An 18,243-nucleotide genomic window follows, 5' to 3' on the forward strand; every position below is an offset into this window, starting at 1 on the left:
GACACCTCAACGGAATGTTTAGTCTATAAGGGCTATAGTTGCGCGAGACAAGCAATCGCTTGGGGCTAAGTTATGATCGTAAATCCCCAACGGGCGGTCCGATTCATTCGTTCACATTATATTCGCATCTCCAAGGTATTGTCTTCATGGATGTTATAAAATTACTCGAAGCTGGCTTTCTGGGGCTGATTGAGGGTCTAACTGAATTCATCCCGGTTTCTTCCACAGGTCATTTGCTGCTTATCGGCCATTTTTTGGGCTTTGAATCGACCGGCAAGACGTTTGAAGTATTGATTCAGCTTGGCGCAATACTTGCAATCCTGACAGTTTATTCGGCACGTTTGATCAAAATAGCTCGGGATTTTCCACAAGATGCCCGTACTCGCCGCTTCGTAGGTGGAATATTACTTGCTTTCCTGCCCGCCGCAATAATTGGAGCAATGGCGCATGGATTTATCAAAAGTGTGCTTTTTGAAACGCCGATGCTGATTTGTATCATGCTAATTCTGGGCGGTTTTATCCTATTATGGGTGGATCAGCTGGATTTGAAACCGCGCTATAAGAATGTGATGGATTATCCGCTGCCAATTTGTCTTGCCATTGGGTTTTTCCAGTGTTTAGCGATGGTGCCGGGCGTTTCTCGTTCTGGTTCAACCATTGTCGGGGCGCTATTGATGGGGGCGGATAAACGATCTGCGGCAGAATTTTCATTTTTTCTTGCCATGCCGACTATGGCAGGCGCGTTCGCGTATGATCTTTATAAAAACCACAAAATGCTTTCGTTTAACGATGGGGCGATGATTGTGGTGGGCTTCATCATGGCATTTATTTCTGGCGTATTCGTGGTGCGTTATCTGCTGGATTATGTCTCACGCCATGGTTTCAAGCTCTTCGCCTGGTGGCGGTTAATCGTCGGGGCCGTAGGCATGGCTGCCTTGCTCGTCTGGGGCTGATGATAGATACAAAAAAGGGGCCTTTTGGCCCCTTAAGCTTAATCCTTTTAACCTAGGCAGTCTCGGTCTTGGTATATTGCCCGGCAAGGCGATAGCGCCACAGATAGGCGGGAATGATTGCATCAATGGTTTTGGGTGTGATGCCCATGGCTTGCAAAGTGCGACCTTCACGGATGGCTTGCTCTGAAACCACATTGTCAGATTTCAGCAGGGTCACCTGATCATTGGTGAGGATCGGATTGGGCAGTAAACCGAGAATAGAAGCCTGAACGCGCGCCGCCCACCAGGGCAGCGAGATGATGCTGCGCTTACGTCCAATCACGCGCAACATGCTTTGCAAGAGCTCGGTAAAGTCTTCGACATCCGGGCCGCCCAGTTCATAAATCTGGCCGGTTTGGAGTTCGCCCGACACGGATTTGGCGATTGCCTCTGCAACATCACATACATATACCGGCTGGAACTTCGTTTTGCCGCCACCGATGACGAACAAGAATGGAGAGAAGCGCGCCAGATTGGCGAAGCGGTTAAAGAAGCGATCTTCGGAGCCGAAAATAACTGATGGTCTAAGAATTACCGCTTCGGGAAGCGCTGTTAAAACGGCTTTTTCGCCTTCAGCCTTTGTGCGTGCGTAATCAGAGGCAGAATTCGCATCGGCCCCGATCGCAGAAAGATGGGTTAAACGAAGACCGGCTGCTTTGGTAGCCTCTGCGATATTTTTTGCTCCAAGTACATGGACATTGGAGAAGCGTTGCTTTCCACTTTCAGCAAGAATACCAACCAGATTGATAACGTGATCAGAGCCTATAACGGCGCGATCTACTGACCAGCGATGGCGAATATTCGCTTGCACCATCTGAATTTGGCCGACTTCCCCTAGGGGCTGCATATAATAAGCGATTTCCGGCCTACGCACGGCAACGCGTACTCGATAGCCACGTTTGGTGAGCGCGGCTACAACCGCGCGTCCGACAAAGCCAGAGCCGCCGAAAACAGTGACCAATTTTGGCCTGTTATGAACTTCATTCGGTTCGGTCTGCATTCTCAACTCCTGAATCAATGCGGATCGCGCCCTGAAATCGTGACTCGGACGCTGTTTTCTGAAGTTGATTTAATGCTTTTTGCTCGCAAGGCAAAGAGACTTGTTGTCACTATTCAGTTTAACACTGCTTTTCAGCCATGAAACGTGCAATAGCTCTTTGAGTTTTGGCTGGTAACTGGTAAATCGCGCGTATGAGCACTCCACTTGACCATATTCGTAACTTTTCGATTGTCGCACATATCGATCACGGGAAATCGACTCTTGCCGATCGCCTCATTCAAATGACAGGCGGGCTTCAGTCGCGCGAGATGAAGGATCAGATCCTTGACTCGATGGATATTGAACGTGAACGCGGCATCACTATCAAGGCGCAAACCGTTCGCCTGAGCTATAAGGCGAAGGACGGCGAGACTTATATTCTCAATCTGATCGACACACCGGGGCATGTGGACTTCGCCTATGAAGTTTCGCGTTCGCTTGCAGCGTGTGAAGGTTCGCTGCTGGTCGTTGACGCCTCGCAGGGCGTCGAAGCGCAAACCCTTGCCAATGTCTATCAAGCGATCGACAACAATCACGAGATTGTTGTTGTCCTGAACAAAGTAGACCTGCCGGCGGCAGAGCCTGAGCGCGTCAAGCAGCAGGTTGAAGAGGTGATCGGCATTGATGCCACAGATGCGGTGGAAATCTCCGCAAAGACCGGCATGGGTATTGAGGACGTGCTGGAAGCGATTGTCCAGCAGCTGCCCGCACCACAAGAAGGCGATCGCAATGCACCGCTCAAAGCGATGCTGGTTGATAGCTGGTATGATTCTTATCTTGGCGTAATTGTTCTTGTGCGCGTCATTGATGGTGTTCTCAAGAAGGGCCAGACCATCCGTATGATGGGGACTGGTGCTAAATATCCGGTTGAACGTACCGGTGTATTTACGCCAAAAATGCTCCAGGTGGACGAACTTGGACCGGGAGAGTTGGGTTTCATTACTGCTTCGATCAAAGAAGTAGCGGATACGCGTGTTGGTGATACGATTACCGAAGAGCGCCGGCCGACCCAAGATATGCTGCCGGGCTTTAAGCCAGCGCAGCCGGTTGTATTCTGTGGTCTGTTTCCTGTTGATGCGGCGGATTTTGAAGATCTGCGTGCAGCGATGGGTAAGCTGCGTCTTAATGATGCGTCTTTTTCCTATGAAATGGAAACGTCTGCGGCTCTAGGCTTTGGTTTCCGCTGCGGCTTTCTTGGCCTGTTGCATCTTGAAATCATTCAGGAACGGCTCGAACGTGAGTTTAATCTTGATCTCATCACGACAGCTCCGTCTGTGGTCTATCGTCTGCAAATGACCGATGGCACCGAAAAAGAGCTGCACAATCCGGCGGATATGCCAGATGTGGTGAAAATCGCTTCGATCCAGGAACCGTGGATCCGTGCGACCGTCATGACGCCTGATGACTATTTGGGTGCAATCATTAAGCTTTGTCAGGAGAGGCGGGGTATTCAGGTTGACTTGTCCTATGTCGGCCCACGTGCGCTGCTGACTTATGATCTGCCGCTGAACGAAGTTGTTTTTGACTTCTATGATCGGTTGAAGTCGATCTCGAAGGGATATGCTTCATTCGACTACGCGCTTTCCGAATATCGCGAAGGCGATCTTGTAAAGATGTCTATTCTGGTTAACGAAGAGCCGGTCGATGCTTTGTCGATGCTGGTTCACCGTTCTGCCGCCGAAAAACGCGGTCGTGTTCTTTGCGAAAAACTGAAAGAGCTTATTCCGCAGCATATGTTCAAAATCCCGATTCAGGCCGCTATTGGCGGGCGAATCGTTGCGCGTGAAACCATTTCGGCTCTGCGTAAGGACGTGACGGCAAAATGTTATGGCGGTGACGTCTCACGTAAGCGCAAACTTCTGGAGAAGCAGAAGGAAGGTAAAAAGCGGATGCGGCAGTTTGGCCGGGTTGAGATCCCGCAAGAAGCCTTCATCCAAGCCCTCAAAATGGGTGATGACTGATCGAACTATGAGGCGCTTCGGCGCCTCTTTTCTTTCGGTAAGATGCTTTTTGATGGTTTTAGAAAGTCGCATAATCACCACATAAGCGGGTCGCTAGGCCCAGAATAGGTGAGATGATATTGGGAGACTCAGATCAGATAGAAGAAAAACCCGCAATTAGCGGGTTTTTTGGTCATCTTTTAATCCTCATCAACCACACGCAGACGCATCTGGCCCGTCGGGTTTTCAGCAGGTCTTGATTGCGCAGGAGCCGTTTCATTTGCGTTTTTTTCGACAAATTCCAGCGCTTCGATTTTCGCGCCGCGCTTGGTTATTTTTCCTGATGAAATAAGGATATCGTCAATATCCTTATTGGCCTGTGCAAAATGGGTCTGAAGTTTTCTCACGCGATCATCAAGCCGCCCCACATCTTCCATCAGGCGGATGACTTCGCCTTGAATAATATGTGCTTGTTCGCGCATACGAGCGTCTTTCAATATGGCCTGAATGACCTGTATGGATAGCATCAGCAAGGAAGGCGAAACGATGACTACTCGGGCACGATGAGCGCGCTGAACAACAACCTCGAAATGCTCGTGTATATCTGCAAAAATTGATTCTGAAGGAACAAACAGAAAGGCCGTATCCTGCGTTTCGCCTTGTATCAGATATTTATCGGAAATATCCTTGATGTGAATTTCCATATCGCGACGAAATTGTGCGGCAGCCGTTTTGCGTGCTTCCGGATGTTCCGTCTCGCGCATGGTATTCCATGCTTCGAGCGGAAATTTCGCATCGATCACCAGCGATGGTGAATTATTGGGCATACGCACCAAGCAGTCGGGGCGGGTATTGTTGGAAAGTGTTGCCTGAAATTCATATGCACCTTGGGGCAAGCCATCAGAAATGATCGCTTCCATGCGGGATTGTCCAAAGGCTCCGCGTGTCTGTTTATTGGCGAGGATGGCCTGAAGCTGTACGACCTGACCGGCAAGCGATTGGATATTGTTCTGGGCCGTATCGATAACAGCCAGTCTCTCCTGTAGCTTGGCGAGGTTTTCATGGGTTGAACGGGTTTGCTCAGACATAGTTTGGCCGATGCGATTGGTCATTCCATCCAATCGTTCGCGGATTGACTGATTAAGCTCTGCTTGCCGAGAGCCGAATAGCTCGGCCATTGTTTGCATTCTTCCTTGCATCTCAGACTGTGCTTTGAGAATTTCGGCCATGCGATACTCGGCATCACGAGCCCGATCTTCAGCTTGAGCTTGAGCTACTGCACGTAGCCGCGCAGACCGGGCGGCAGATAAAAGAAAAATGACGAGACACAGGACCACCGACACAATGCCTGCCAGCAAAATGTCTGTGAGCGTGAATGAAGATGCGCCGAGCTGTAATATAGGCACTTGAAAGGGATTTAGATTTTCCATGCGCGCAGACTAGCTGATTCGCAAAGGAAAGAAGAGATCAAAACGAGAACATTTTTAATCTCCGTTGACGATTAATTCACAAGCGATTACGTGAAGCGCATGACAGTAAAACCGCTCATTATCCTTCCAGATCCCCTGTTGCGCCAACCTTCCAAAACGGTCGAGCGCTTTGATGATCAATTGCGCAAATTCGTGCAGGATATGTTCGACACGATGTATGATGCGCCGGGCATTGGCTTGGCAGCGATACAGGTGGGCGAGCCTCTTCGCCTGTTGACCATTGATCTGGCCAAGGATGACGAGGAAAAAGACCCTCATGTCATCATTAATCCGCAGATTGTTGCAGTTTCGGATGAGCGCAACACTTACGAAGAGGGATGTCTTTCAATCCCGGATTATTATGCGGAGGTTGAACGCCCGGCGAAGGTGAAGGTCGAATATTTTGATATTGACGGCAAGGCGCACACGATTGATGCAGATGGTTTGATGGCCACATGTCTTCAGCATGAAATCGACCATCTCAACGGTGTTCTTTTCATTGATCACATCTCCAAGCTCAAGCGTGATATGGTGATCAGAAAATTCAGGAAGCTTGCTAATCAGCGCGCGCCAAAGAAGGTTTTGTGATGCGAATCGTCTTTATGGGGACACCGGATTTTTCAGTTCCGATCCTCACAGCAATCATTGGGCATGGATATGAGGTTGCGGCTGTTTATACACAGCCGCCGCGTCCTGCTGGCCGGCGTGGGCTCGAACTCACCAAGTCACCAGTGCACGAAAAGGCTGAAGAATTTGGTATTCCTGTGTTCACTCCCACCAGTTTGAAGGGAGAGGAAGAGCAGGCGGCTTTTGCCAGCTTAGAAGCGGATATCGCAATCGTTGTTGCCTATGGCTTACTGTTGCCAAAAGCCATTCTCGATGCTCCGCGTCTGGGTTGCTATAATGGTCACGCATCGCTTTTGCCGCGCTGGCGCGGTGCGGCGCCAATTCAGCGGGCGATTATGGCTGGTGATTCTGAAACCGGCATCATGATTATGAAAATGGATGAGGGGTTGGATACCGGTCCTGTAGCCATGGCTGAAAAGATAGCAATCACTGCCGATATGACGGCAGGGGAGTTGCATGACCGGCTGAGCATGGCGGGTGCTGATCTGATGGTTCGGGCGCTGGGTGCGCTTGAGCGCGAAAGCCTGACATTACAGCCGCAGGCGCAGGATGGGGTGACCTATGCTGCCAAGATTGATAAAGCAGAAGCGCGTATTGATTGGTCGAAATCTGCAAGCCAGGTGCATAATCAGATCCGGGGTCTTTCTCCGTTCCCGGGTGCATGGTGCGAGATGGAAATTAATGGCGCTGTCGAGCGTGTAAAGTTGCAGCGTTCAACATTGGGGCAGAGCTCAGGCGCACGGGGCGCGGTGCTTGATGATGCTTTGACCATTGCTTGCGGCGAAGGCTCTGTACGATTGCTGACATTACAGCGCTCGGGCGGCAGACCGTTGCCCGCCACAGATTTCCTGCGCGGAGCGCAGGTGACGAAGGTGTTTTAACGCGTGCCTCGCTATAAGCTTACAGTTGAATATGATGGCACGCCCTATGCGGGATGGCAGAGGCAAATCAATGGGCCTAGCGTGCAAGGGGCCATTGAGCAGGCTTTTAAGAAATTTTGCGGCGAGGAATTGACGCTTGGAGCCGCAGGCCGGACCGATGCGGGTGTGCATGCTTTGGCACAGGTCGTGCATGTCGATCTTTCAAAAGATTGGGGTGCAGGCAAGATTCGTGATGCGGTTAATGCGCATCTGATTATGGCCGATGAACGCATCAGCATATTGAATGTCGAGAAAACAACGGAGAGTTTCGACGCGCGTTTTTCTGCTGTTGCGCGACATTATCTTTATCGAATCTACAATCGTCGTTCACCGCTTGCGATTAATTATCAGCGTGCCTGGTGGGTGCAAAAACCGCTGGATCACGAAGCCATGCACGAAGCGGCGCAGCGCTTGTTGGGTGAGCATGATTTTACAACCTTTCGAGCAACTCAATGCCAATCAAAAAGCCCGGTAAAAACGCTCGATCAACTCGATGTATCGCGCAATGGAGATTATGTGGAAATGCGTATTTCAGCGCGTTCCTTTTTGCATAATCAAGTTCGATCTTTTGCGGGAAGTTTGATGGAAGTTGGCAGCGGGCGCTGGTCGGCTGATGATCTTCAGGCAGCACTTGAGGCGCGTGATCGCAAAGCCTGTGGCCAAGTAGCGCCCCCTTACGGGCTTTATCTTGTGCGGGTAGACTATCGTTTTCCCTTTTAAAAACCGGCGGGTCATTACACATTTTCCGGCAATCAGTAATTATGGGTGTCGATCCCGATACCGAAAATCTGCTGCAAAATAAGCGTGAAAAAGAGCGTGCCCATAAATACTGAAGTAAAAAACGGCGCGACATAGCTATGGGGTCTTTGCAGCACTGCGAAGGTCAGACGATAGCTGAAAACGACTGTTATGCCGAACATCAGAAAGATAAAAATCATAGCAATTTCAAATTGGCTTGGAAAGAATAGCTGCAACAAAGTAATTGGGGCAAAAATCCATGCCAGTAGGGCGCTAGCCCAGTTTGTGGCGATGACATAAGCGGCATATCGTTTTGCAATTCCAATATATCGGGCAAGAAGTCCGATAATTATGAGCGGCACCACCCAGGCGGCAATATCGACAAAAGCCGCCCGTGTGACGATTGCTAGCCGGGTAGTGGCGTCCTCGCGTCCGGCTGTTAATTCCGCAGCATAGGCAACCCAAGTTCCAAACAATGGCGGCAATGCGATTAATATCGCATTAAATGATTGCCAGAAATCATCGGCAGAAATATCCAGATAGTTAAGGCCATCCTTGTGGCCCAGCATCATCCTCCAAACACCGGTAAAATATCTGAAAACATCATCCAGACTGGGCATGATCGTTTAAGCTTGACCTTCTGTTTGCGTCGCATGGTCGAAAAAATCAGAGATGAAACGCTGATATATTTGCGTAAGCTCTTCAAGTTCCGCAAGTTCAACGCATTCATCGACCATATGCATGGTTTTTCCAACAAGCCCAAATTCAACGACCGGACAATAGTCCTTGATATAGCGTGCATCGGAGGTGCCGCCCGATGTGGAAAGGTTGGGTTTGCGTCCTGTTACCGCTTCCACGGAAGCGCTCAGAGTGTTTATCAGTCTTTCATCGCACGTCAGGAAAACGTGACTTGGGCGTTCTCGCCAGACAAGATCATATTGAATAGGGTGCTGACGACCGGGCCGGAGCCGGGTGTTTTTTGAAGCTTCATCAAGGCGACGCAGTATTTCGGCTTGCAGGCTTTCAGCGGTCCAACTGTCATTAAAACGAATATTAAATGAAGCGGTTGCTTTAGCAGGAATCACATTGGTTGCTGTATTTCCAACATCAATTGATGTGACTTCAAGATTGCTTGCCTGAAAATTTTCGGTGCCTTCATCAAAAACGGGATGGAGCAAAGCATCGACTAGCGTGGTGATGCCCCGGACAGGATTTTCTGCCAGATGCGGATAGGCTGCATGCCCTTGGACACCATGGACCGTAATTGTGCCGGACAGCGAGCCACGACGACCGATCTTGATCATGTCGCCCAACCGATCAGGATTTGTGGGTTCTCCTACAATGGAAGCATCCCAACGCTCTCCGCGTTGTTTTGCCCATTCTAACAGTTTTACAGTCCCGTTAATTGCTGGGCCTTCCTCATCACCGGTGATCAGAAATGAAATATTGCCGTTGAGAGAGCCATGCTTTTCCAGAACTCGGGCGACCGCTGCGATAAAACAGGCGATACCGCCCTTCATATCGACTGCGCCCCGGCCATACATGATCCCGTCATGAATGGTGGCCGAAAAAGGTGGGTGTTTCCAATCGCTTTCATTGCCCGGTGGTACAACATCCGTGTGCCCGGCAAACATGAGATGAGAACCTTCGCCTGATTTTCGAGCATAGAGGTTCTCAATGTCGGGAGTGCCTTCTTCCTGAAAAACGGGACGCTCGACAGAAAATCCCATCAGTTCCAGCATGGCTTGCAGGGCTGAAAGGGCGCCGCCTTCTGCTGGCGTGACAGACGGGCAGCGAATGAGAGTAGCTAGATTTTCAACGGGATCGGTAGGAAGGCGCATTTTCGTCACTTATTCTAAGAATCAGGCAGGTATCAGACTAAAGACTGTGCAGGCAGGAAGAAACAATAATCGTAAAACCGCCTTTGCCTAAGCTATTTTGGTCCGCATATTTAGTGGTTGGTTCGATTTCTCTTGACCGCATCCCCCCTGTCATCGTTAGTTTATAAGAAATTTATAGAGATCCAAAAGGGTCCGTGGGGTTTTTAAAAATGGGATGGGCAAGATGCGTCCTTTCATCTGTATTGCTGCCTTCTTGGCGGTCATATGTGCTTCAGGATCCTCCGTTGAGGCAGCTCAATGGAGTGAGGCCGGTGGACAGACCAGTATTCCTTATGGACATTTGGATTATTGCAAACGCAATCCGCGGGACTGCAAACCGCACAAGGCCGATAGGCCAATACAACTGACCAATGCGCGATTGGCTTTGCTTCATGATGTAACCAAATCGGTCAATCGGCGTATCAAAGCGGTGTCTGACCAGAAGAATTATGGCTTGCGCGATCATTGGGTCATTCCCGAAAATGGTAAGGGCGATTGTGAAGATTATGTGCTCATGAAACGGAAGCTTCTTCTTGCCCGCGGTTTTTCTGCGTCACAACTTCTTATCACGCTGGTTCAGGGTCATGAACCACATGTGGTTTTGACAGTTCGAACCAATCAGGGTGATCTCATTCTTGATAATATGAATGATGATGTGCGGCCGGTGGAAAAAACACGTTATCGCTATATCAAAATGCAGTCGCCTGCGCATTCTGGCCAATGGTTGGCAATCACTGGAAGAGCCATGTCGATTGCCCGAAATTGAAGGCGACTAAAACCTAGGTTTGGGGTCGTCTGGGTCCTAATTCCTATTTAAGAAGATGATTTAATATGGGTGACACATTGTTCACTAATATAGAACAATAGCGGTGTTTTTTGAAATAAACCTTAATGGCGCTCTTTTGAGCAATTATAGGTCTTATGGATTAACTAATTGATACGAATATATTTTTAATCACAAATGCGTGAGGTCAAAAAAAGTTCACACAATTTTGTGTGAACAATATAACATTTTTGTGAACTGGAAATAACATTCGCTGTCTCTTATCTACGGTTCATCACAACGCCCAAATATCAAAAATTGATTGAAGGCTCTGGATTAGAACTTTATCCAAGGAGATAGATAATGAATAAGTTTGTTCTTGCTGCTGCCGCTTTAGCTCTGAGTGCTGGCGCTGCATTCGCGGAAAACCCACATGTTGGCGAGCCTCATAATCTTTATGCAAATGATCGCACGCCGGTTGTTTCGCAGGGAGTTGATTATACCGCTCCTGCTTCCATCAATCAGGCGCACCAGATTGACGGTTCCGCCAATCGTTTTGGTGATGCATCGCCTTCTAGCTATCGGAACTAATTCTGGTAAAGCCTATAAAAATAAAGGCGAAGCTTGTGGGCTTCGCCTTTTTTTATTCTGCAAAAACCTAAATTTTAATCGCGGAGCAATTCGTTGATGGACGTTTTTGAACGGGTTTGTTCATCGACGCGTTTGACGATTACAGCGCAGTAAAGGCTTGGACCAGCTTCACCATTGGGAAGAGGCTTGCCGGGCATGGTGCCAGCGACCACGACTGAATAGGGTGGAACTTCACCGTAGTAGATTTCACCCGTTGCGCGATCAACAATTTTGGTTGATTTGCCGATATAGACTCCCATTCCGAGTACCGCGCCTTCGCGTATGATACAGCCTTCCACCACTTCGGAACGAGCGCCGATAAAGCAATTGTCTTCAATAATGGTTGGTCCAGCCTGCATTGGCTCAAGAACGCCACCAATGCCCACGCCGCCGGAAAGGTGCACATTCTTGCCGATCTGTGCGCAGGATCCTACTGTTGCCCAAGTATCTACCATGGTTCCTTCGCCGACATAGGCACCAAGATTGACAAAAGAGGGCATGAGAATAGCGTTCGGTGCGATATAGGCTGAGTGTCGTACTACGCAATTGGGGACGGCGCGGAAGCCGGCCTGTTCAAATTCATTGGCGGTCCAACCATCAAATTTTGACGGCACCTTATCCCACCAGGATGACTCACCTGGGCCGCCCTTGATGATTTCCATCGGGTTGAGGCGGAACGAAAGAAGGACTGCTTTTTTGAGCCATTGGTTGACGTGCCAGTTGCCGTCTGCTTGCTTTTCTGCAACACGAGCTTCGCCGCGATCAAGCAGAAGCAAAGACTGCTCCACTGCGTCGCGAACTTCTCCATGGGTTGCGGTGTTTATGCCATCGCGCTCGTCAAAGGCCTTGTCGATGATCTTTTCAAGGGAAGTCAAATCTAGTTTGGACATAAAACAAACTCCGTGGATGGCAGGTAATGGCCGCTGAATTATTGAGCGCGGTATTCTGTGGAGTGATTAGGCGAAGCCGTTGTCGACGTCAATGTTGATACGAAGCGCAATGGTTGGGCAAAATTGCATCAAATTAAGATATGAGACGCATAGTCGTGCTAATGCGGATATGAAAAAGGATTAAAGGAGCCAAACAAAGCATGAATCCACTAGATAAGTCCGGCTGGACGCCTTTCCCGCGTTCCGATGAAGCTATCAAACAAGCCAAAACGGTGCCTCAAACGCCTCAGACAGAGGCTGCTGCCTATCGTTTGGCTTTTATCGATGATGATTTCATGACGCGGGAGGATCTGAGAGCAGTTCGTTTGCAACTCGAACTGTTGAAGCCAGAACTCATCCTTGCTGATCGTGGTATTCGTTCGACAGTGGTCATGTTTGGTGGCGCGCGAATTCCAGAACCCGGTGGCGAGGCGTGGGCTGCAAAAAATGAATTGCAGAAAAAGAACCTTGAAGCCAATGCGCGTTATTATGAAGAAGCGCGTCGTTTTGCGCGGATCTGTTCAGAATATTCGGCAACGACCTATTACCGGGAGTTCGTCGTAGTCACTGGCGGTGGGCCGGGCGTAATGGAGGCTGGCAATCGAGGTGCAGTAGATGTCGGTGCGCCGACGATTGGTCTTAACATTGTTCTGCCGCATGAACAGGCGCCCAATGAATATGTAACGCCTGAACTCTGCTTCAACTTCCATTATTTTGCGCTTCGCAAAATGCATTTTCTGATGCGCGCCAAGGCAATTTGTATTTTCCCAGGCGGCTTTGGAACAATGGATGAGTTGTTTGAAGCTATGACGCTTATCCAGACCGACCGAATGGAACGGATGCCATTGATCTTGTTTGGCAAAGAATTCTGGAGCAAGGCAATCAATATCGAATATCTGGCCGAACAGGGCACGATTTCACCCTCGGATGTCGATTTGTTGACCTTCGTCGACACGGCGGAAGAAGCATGGGAAGAAATTAAGAGCTTCTATAAGCTCTAATTGATCGCATTGGATGATAATCAGCCGGTCCTGAGACTGGCTGATTGTTCACGCGTTCTGCTTTCAAACGGTTTTGAGCGGGGCCCCGGGCGCAATCAAACTTTCCAAAAACTGGGTCAGATTGTCTGTGACAAAATCCACCTGATCCGTAAATTCAGGGTCACTTTCCCAAATTTCTGAAAAAGTAGGCTCAAAATTATTTGGCACAACTAAAACCGTTTTCATGCCGAGATTTTTGGGCACGACGAGGTTGCGCGCCAGGTCTTCAAACATCACCGCTTTTGTCGGATCTATGTTAAACGCGCCGAGGAAGCGGTCATAGGTGACGGGTTCCGGTTTTGGGGTCAGCCCCGCTGCCACAATGTCGAAAATATCATCGAAATCGTCCAAAATACCCAGTTGGCGCGCAGCTTTTTCAGCATGGCCCCGATCGCCATTGGTAAAGATATAACGTCGCCCTGGTAGAGCGCGAATGGCCTCTCCCAAAGCCGGATCCGGCTTTAGCCAAGTATAATCAATATCATGGACTTTCTGCAGAAAATCATCCGGATCAATCTGATGGCACTCCATTAGCCCTTTCAGAGTTGTTCCATATTCCAGATAAAACTGCTTTTGCAGTTTTCTAGCTTCATCACGAGGCAGCTTGAGCAGGGTTTCGACATAGTTGGTCATCCGAATGTCGATCTGAGAAAACAGGTCAGTATCGTGCGGATATAGGGTGTTATCGAGATCGAAAATCCAGTTGGTAACGTGTTCGAAAGCGTAGGGATCAGGTTTTTCAGTCATGAGTTCTTATGCCATGAAGATTTGAGGAAGGCGAGGCAAGAAAAAGCCGCCCAAAAGGCGGCTATCTCTGCACTATAAAACGGATTAAGGAACAATAAGTGTTCCCGCGCCATGCTCGGTAAATAGTTCGAGCAATACTGAATGGGGCGTCTTTCCACTGAGAATGACCACACCTTCCACACCGCGATTAATGGCATCGATGCAGGTTTCCACTTTGGGAATCATGCCGCCTGAGATCGTGCCATCGGCGATCAGAGCACGCGCATCCGCGACTGAGAGTTCTTTGATAAGGTTTTTATCCTTATCCAATACGCCCGGCACATCGGTGAGGAAGAGAAGGCGGGTTGCGGCCAAAGCGCCGGCAATCGCGCCTGCAAAAGTATCGGCGTTGATATTATAGGTGTGACCATCGCGTCCCGGAGCGACGGGCGCGATTACCGGGATCATTTCCGAACGCGCTAGCAGGTCAAGCAAGGTACGGTCGACCTCAGCGGGCTCGCCGACAAAACCCAAATCAAGCACTTTCTCGATATTGGAGTCTGGATCAACCACCGTTTTATGAGCCTTGCGGGCAAAAACCATATTGCCATCTTTACCGCAAAGTCCGATTGCCCATTCGCCTTCTGCGTTGATCAGGGCAACAATTTCTTTGTTGATGGACCCGGCAAGCACCATCTCAACAACTTCGACGGTCTTTTCGTCAGTAACGCGCAAACCGCCTTCAAAACGTGATTCAATGCCCAGTTTCGTTAGCATTGCCTGAATCTGCGGACCGCCACCATGCACGACGATGGGATTGATTCCTGATTGTTTAAGCAGAGCAATGTCGCGGGCAAAGGCTTTGCCCAGTTCAGGATTACCCATAGCGTGGCCGCCATATTTGACCACAACATTCTTGTTCTCATAACGCTGCATATAGGGCAGGGCAGCGGAGAGAAGTTGCGCTTGCATTTCAGGATTTTCAAGGGATTTCATCGCAGGCTCCATGGCAGGCGAGAGGCCAATCGGACAGTGATTTCTAGGCAATCAAGAGTGAGATGTACAATGATATTCAGTGTACGGACTTTAATTTATGGTGGCGGACCTATTCTTTGGCAACTAGTGCAATCGCTGCGCGCAATTCATCAATGCCACGCCCCTTTTCTGAGGAGGTGGAAATCAATTGCGGGAAGGCGGCCGGGCGTTTGGCTATTAGTTTCATTGTATCGTCCATCAATTTAGGAACGCCTGCAGCTTTGATTTTGTCAATTTTTGTTAGAACGATTTGATAGGAAACCGCCGCTTTGTCGAGCAGGTCCAAAACTTCTGCGTCATTTTTTTTGATGCCGTGACGGGAATCAATAAGCACATAGACGCGTTTGAGTGTGGTGCGTCCGCGCAGATAGTCAAAAACCAGACGCGTCCATGCGTCGACCTGTGATTTGGGAGCTTCTGCAAAGCCATAGCCGGGCATATCCACGAGCGCCAATGGTGGAAGGTCGCCGTTCTCACCCGAATAGCCATCCGGCACGAAATAATTGAGTTCTTGGGTCCGGCCCGGCGTGTTGGAAGTGCGGGCTAGGCCCTTTTTATTTACAAGTGCATTGATGAGCGACGATTTGCCGACATTGGATCGTCCTGCAAAGGCAATTTCTGACGGGCCTTCAGGTGGCAGAAATTTCATGGAAGGAACGCCGCGGATAAAAACCCACGACTTTGTAAAGAGCAATCGACCCTCTTCCATAAGCGCTGCTTGCGCTGCCTTTTGTTTGTCCTGTTCGCTCAATGTATTGTCCCTGCCTTACGGTCTTAAATTTGTATGAGGCATCAATCTTCGGAGCCGGAATGTCAACCATAGAGCGTTGCCCGGCTTTAAAAAACCCCGCCGGAGTTGCCTCAGGCGGGGTTAATTTTTATTTTTCTATTTCCTTGGGTTCTTTGGGCTTTCGCCTGAATAAATCTTTCAGATTATCCCAAAGTTCGATCTTCACACCCTGACGCTTCATTATCAGTGCTTGCTGCATGATGGAAAGCGTGTTGTTCCATGCCCAATAGATCACCAGACCGGCCGGGAAAGATGCCAGCATGAAGGTGAAGATGATCGGCATCCAGGTGAAAATCATAGCCTGGGTCGGATCTGGGGGCGTTGGGTTCATGCGCATTTGCAGGAACATGGTGATGCCCATAATAATCGGCCAAACGCCAATCATCAGGAATGCCGGTACTGCATAGGGCAAGAGACCAAACAGGTTGAAGATCGACGTCGGATCTGGCGCTGCAAGGTCGTGAATCCAGCCAAAGAATGGCGCATGTCGCATTTCAATCGTGACATACAAAACCTTATAGAGCGCAAAGAAGACCGGAATCTGGACCAATACCGGCCAGCAACCTGCAAGTGGGTTGATCTTTTCTTCTTTGTAAAGCTCCATCATCGCCTGCTGCTGTTTCATCTTGTCATCCGCATATTTTTCGCGGATTTCCAGCATTTTGGGCTGTACGAGCTTCATACGAGCCATCGACTTGTATGATTTGTTGGCAAGCGGGAAGAAAAGCACCTTAAGCAGAACAGTGACGACGAGAATCGCGACACCGAAATTGCCGGAGAATTTGTAAATCCAGTCGATGAGATAGAACATCGGCTTGGTGATGAAATAGAACCAGCCCCAGTCGATCAGAAGTTCGAAATTTTTAATGCCGAGCTTGTCTTGATAGTTCTGGATGTCGGTGACGACTTTTGCGCCAGCGAATAGATGGTTCTTCACAGACTGAGTTTCGCCAGCGCCGATGGTAATGGGGGCCGCAAGGAAATCAGACTGATAGCGTGGGCGCTCATTGGTGAAATGTGAGAAACGACCAGTATATTTTTCGCTCTGCGGGGGGATAAGCGTGGCAGCCCAATATTTATCGGTGATACCAAGCCAGCCTCCTTCAACATTATTGAAGGACAGGTCCTTGTCGTCTTCTACTTTCGAATAGCTGATTTCCTGTAAGCCATCCTGACCCATCACACCGATCAGCCCCTCATGAAGCACATAGGTTGCGCTTGCATGTTCGGGTTGGTTGAAGCGGGTAACGCGCCCGTAAGATGCCATAGATACCGGGGTTTCGGCGTTGTTTTCGATCGTATCCTCGACCGTAAACATATAGGCATCATCGACAGAAATCGTACGCTTGAACGTGATATTCTTGTCGTTGGTAAATGTCAGTGTCACCGGAGTTGAAGGCGTGAGCTTGTTATTGCCTTCGACAGTCCACACAGTGTTTGGACCCGGGGTTGCGCCGGTGGTTTCATTGCCGGTGAAGCCGAGTTCGACAAAATAACCCTGCCGGAGCGATGAAGGCGCCAGCAATTCGATATTTGGCGAATTCTTATCGATGGTCTCGTGATATTTCTTTAAATAAAGATCGTCGAAACGTGCACCGTTAAGATTGATCGAGCCGCGGAGCGACGGGGTGTCGATTTCGACACGTGGAGCCTGTGCCAGAACCGCTTCGCGCGAAAGGCTACCATTTGCCGAAAGGCCATCGGTCTGGCCCGGGATCGAGCCGGAAGTCGCTGGCAGCTGCGGCATGTCACTCTGGGTGCTAGCCTGCGGGGATTGCTGCTGATTTTGGCTTAGGCGCTGCTGCTCCTCAATACGGGCCTGCTCACGCTGGGCGTCGGTTTTCGGCCCCAGATAGAACACTTGCCATAGCGTCAATATGAGGATGGACAGGGCAATGGTGATGAAGAAATTACGATTATTTTCCATTGACGGGTCCTGATTCCGGTCTTTCCGTTCGGCGTTTCTTTTCGTTTCGCCGAATGCCTTTCCCCTGCAAGCGCTGAGAAAGCTCTTCGGTGAGTTGCGAGAAAGGTGCAGTTAGCACTTGCTCGCGCGCTACGATCACATAGTCGGTCGAAGGCGCCATGTCACGCCCTGCATGACAACGTACCGCTTCTTTTAATCTGCGGCGGATACGATTGCGTATCACTGCATTGCCATTTTTTTTGGTAACGGTGAAGCCCACGCGAGGATTATCGCCAATTTTGGCAGCTCGTGATGTCTCTTCACTTCGTGGGCAGACTTCCAGCAAAAAAAGCGGGCCACGCCTTTTTTCACCGTTTCTTACAGCTAAAAACTCCGCTCTCTTGCGAAGGCGGAGTATTTGTTTTTGCTCAATCACTTGTGGTTTACCGCGCATCATGCGCGGGAAATCAAGCGGAAAGCCGCTTGCGACCACGAGCACGGCGACTGGCGAGAACCTTGCGGCCGCCGACCGTTGCCATACGAGCACGGAAACCGTGACGACGCTTGCGGACGATTTTGGATGGCTGATAAGTGCGCTTCATTTATTTAATACCGCGGTGTGCGGCCCTTCTTGGTTCTGTCTTTGAACAGGAGCTGGTTCGTATGCAATATACGGATGGATACCATCCAACGCTACAATTACGAACGTGGGCGGCTTATAAGCGCAGCTATAAAAAGAGTCAATGCTAGCAAAGCTTCCAAAAAAGCTGGTTACACAGTCCTGCCATTGCCAAAGCAGGGTGGTTCTTACATAAGAAT

General features: G+C 49.6%; 19 protein-coding genes. 8 read left to right on the forward strand and 11 right to left on the reverse strand.

The window, feature by feature from the left end:
* Positions 1–146: 146 nt before the first annotated feature.
* Positions 147–953 carry an undecaprenyl-diphosphate phosphatase gene (locus tag C7374_RS09940; RefSeq protein WP_111575545.1) on the forward strand — a complete coding sequence of 269 codons (807 nt, stop codon included), beginning with the start codon at positions 147–149 and terminating at the stop codon, positions 951–953.
* Between the two features lie 52 nt (positions 954–1,005).
* Here the strand turns inward: C7374_RS09940 and C7374_RS09945 are convergent, their stop codons facing one another.
* A complete protein-coding gene (locus C7374_RS09945; RefSeq protein ID WP_111575475.1) occupies positions 1,006–1,992 on the reverse strand; it encodes a complex I NDUFA9 subunit family protein in 987 nt (328 codons plus the stop codon).
* A 191-nt stretch (positions 1,993–2,183) separates the two neighbouring features.
* Between C7374_RS09945 and lepA the strand changes: the two genes are divergently transcribed.
* Complete coding sequence (lepA, locus tag C7374_RS09950; RefSeq protein WP_111575476.1) at positions 2,184–3,992, forward strand: translation elongation factor 4; 1,809 nt, start codon at positions 2,184–2,186, stop codon at positions 3,990–3,992.
* 179 nt (positions 3,993–4,171) lie between these two features.
* Here the strand turns inward: lepA and C7374_RS09955 are convergent, their stop codons facing one another.
* Entirely contained in the window at positions 4,172–5,401 is a 1,230-nt protein-coding gene (locus tag C7374_RS09955) for a DNA recombination protein RmuC (protein WP_111575477.1), read from the reverse strand.
* Between the two features lie 99 nt (positions 5,402–5,500).
* Between C7374_RS09955 and def the strand changes: the two genes are divergently transcribed.
* The 3 genes from def to truA are packed head-to-tail and all read left to right on the forward strand — an operon-like array spanning position 5,501 to position 7,707.
* Positions 5,501–6,028, forward strand: coding sequence for a peptide deformylase (gene def / locus C7374_RS09960; RefSeq protein ID WP_111575478.1), 528 nt, complete (start codon positions 5,501–5,503; stop codon positions 6,026–6,028).
* On the forward strand, positions 6,028–6,948 hold the full coding sequence (gene fmt / locus C7374_RS09965; protein ID WP_111575479.1) for a methionyl-tRNA formyltransferase: 921 nt from the start codon (positions 6,028–6,030) through the stop codon (positions 6,946–6,948). Before def ends, fmt begins: the two co-directional genes overlap by 1 nt.
* 3 nt (positions 6,949–6,951) lie before the next feature.
* Complete coding sequence (gene truA, locus C7374_RS09970; RefSeq protein ID WP_111575480.1) at positions 6,952–7,707, forward strand: tRNA pseudouridine(38-40) synthase TruA; 756 nt, start codon at positions 6,952–6,954, stop codon at positions 7,705–7,707.
* Positions 7,708–7,739: 32 nt separating this feature from the next.
* Here the strand turns inward: truA and C7374_RS09975 are convergent, their stop codons facing one another.
* Together C7374_RS09975 and dapE are read right to left on the reverse strand one after the other, a co-directional pair.
* Positions 7,740–8,345: a hypothetical protein gene (locus C7374_RS09975; RefSeq protein ID WP_111575481.1), complete on the reverse strand. Its 606-nt coding sequence runs from the start codon at positions 8,343–8,345 to the stop codon at positions 7,740–7,742.
* 6 nt (positions 8,346–8,351) lie between these two features.
* Entirely contained in the window at positions 8,352–9,566 is a 1,215-nt protein-coding gene (gene dapE / locus C7374_RS09980; RefSeq protein ID WP_111575482.1) for a succinyl-diaminopimelate desuccinylase, read from the reverse strand.
* A gap of 253 nt (positions 9,567–9,819) precedes the next feature.
* Here dapE and C7374_RS09985 point away from each other — a divergent pair, with 253 nt between their 5' ends.
* Both C7374_RS09985 and C7374_RS09990 read left to right on the forward strand, forming a co-directional pair.
* Complete coding sequence (locus tag C7374_RS09985; RefSeq protein WP_374850428.1) at positions 9,820–10,371, forward strand: transglutaminase-like cysteine peptidase; 552 nt, start codon at positions 9,820–9,822, stop codon at positions 10,369–10,371.
* Between the two features lie 360 nt (positions 10,372–10,731).
* The gene (locus C7374_RS09990; protein ID WP_111575484.1) at positions 10,732–10,959 is read left to right on the forward strand and encodes a hypothetical protein; all 228 of its coding nucleotides are present in this window, start codon (positions 10,732–10,734) and stop codon (positions 10,957–10,959) included.
* Positions 10,960–11,033: 74 nt separating this feature from the next.
* Here the strand turns inward: C7374_RS09990 and dapD are convergent, their stop codons facing one another.
* Positions 11,034–11,888, reverse strand: coding sequence for a 2,3,4,5-tetrahydropyridine-2,6-dicarboxylate N-succinyltransferase (gene dapD / locus C7374_RS09995; protein ID WP_111575485.1), 855 nt, complete (start codon positions 11,886–11,888; stop codon positions 11,034–11,036).
* A 200-nt stretch (positions 11,889–12,088) separates the two neighbouring features.
* On the opposite strand from dapD, the gene C7374_RS10000 reads away from it, so the two are divergent.
* Positions 12,089–12,928, forward strand: a complete 840-nt coding sequence (locus C7374_RS10000) for an LOG family protein (RefSeq protein ID WP_111575486.1) — start codon at positions 12,089–12,091, stop codon at positions 12,926–12,928.
* 63 nt (positions 12,929–12,991) lie between these two features.
* Here the strand turns inward: C7374_RS10000 and C7374_RS10005 are convergent, their stop codons facing one another.
* From C7374_RS10005 to rpmH, 6 genes are all read right to left on the reverse strand, one after another.
* Positions 12,992–13,714, reverse strand: a complete 723-nt coding sequence (locus C7374_RS10005) for a pyrimidine 5'-nucleotidase (protein WP_111575487.1) — start codon at positions 13,712–13,714, stop codon at positions 12,992–12,994.
* Between the two features lie 84 nt (positions 13,715–13,798).
* Positions 13,799–14,689 (reverse strand): acetylglutamate kinase, encoded by an 891-nt coding sequence (gene argB, locus C7374_RS10010; protein ID WP_111575488.1) that lies wholly within the window; start codon positions 14,687–14,689, stop codon positions 13,799–13,801.
* Positions 14,690–14,798: 109 nt separating this feature from the next.
* Positions 14,799–15,437, reverse strand: coding sequence for a ribosome biogenesis GTP-binding protein YihA/YsxC (yihA, locus tag C7374_RS10015; protein WP_111575546.1), 639 nt, complete (start codon positions 15,435–15,437; stop codon positions 14,799–14,801).
* Positions 15,438–15,606: 169 nt separating this feature from the next.
* The gene (gene yidC / locus C7374_RS10020) at positions 15,607–17,445 is read right to left on the reverse strand and encodes a membrane protein insertase YidC (protein ID WP_111575489.1); all 1,839 of its coding nucleotides are present in this window, start codon (positions 17,443–17,445) and stop codon (positions 15,607–15,609) included.
* The gene (gene rnpA / locus C7374_RS10025) at positions 17,435–17,860 is read right to left on the reverse strand and encodes a ribonuclease P protein component (protein WP_245412625.1); all 426 of its coding nucleotides are present in this window, start codon (positions 17,858–17,860) and stop codon (positions 17,435–17,437) included. Before rnpA ends, yidC begins: the two co-directional genes overlap by 11 nt.
* Before the next feature lie 31 nt (positions 17,861–17,891).
* Positions 17,892–18,026 carry a 50S ribosomal protein L34 gene (gene rpmH, locus C7374_RS10030; protein ID WP_111575490.1) on the reverse strand — a complete coding sequence of 45 codons (135 nt, stop codon included), beginning with the start codon at positions 18,024–18,026 and terminating at the stop codon, positions 17,892–17,894.
* Positions 18,027–18,243: the final 217 nt, after the last annotated feature.

It is taken from the genome of Falsochrobactrum ovis (genome assembly GCF_003259955.1).
GTDB classification, from domain to species: Bacteria; Pseudomonadota; Alphaproteobacteria; order Rhizobiales; family Rhizobiaceae; genus Brucella; species Brucella ovis_A.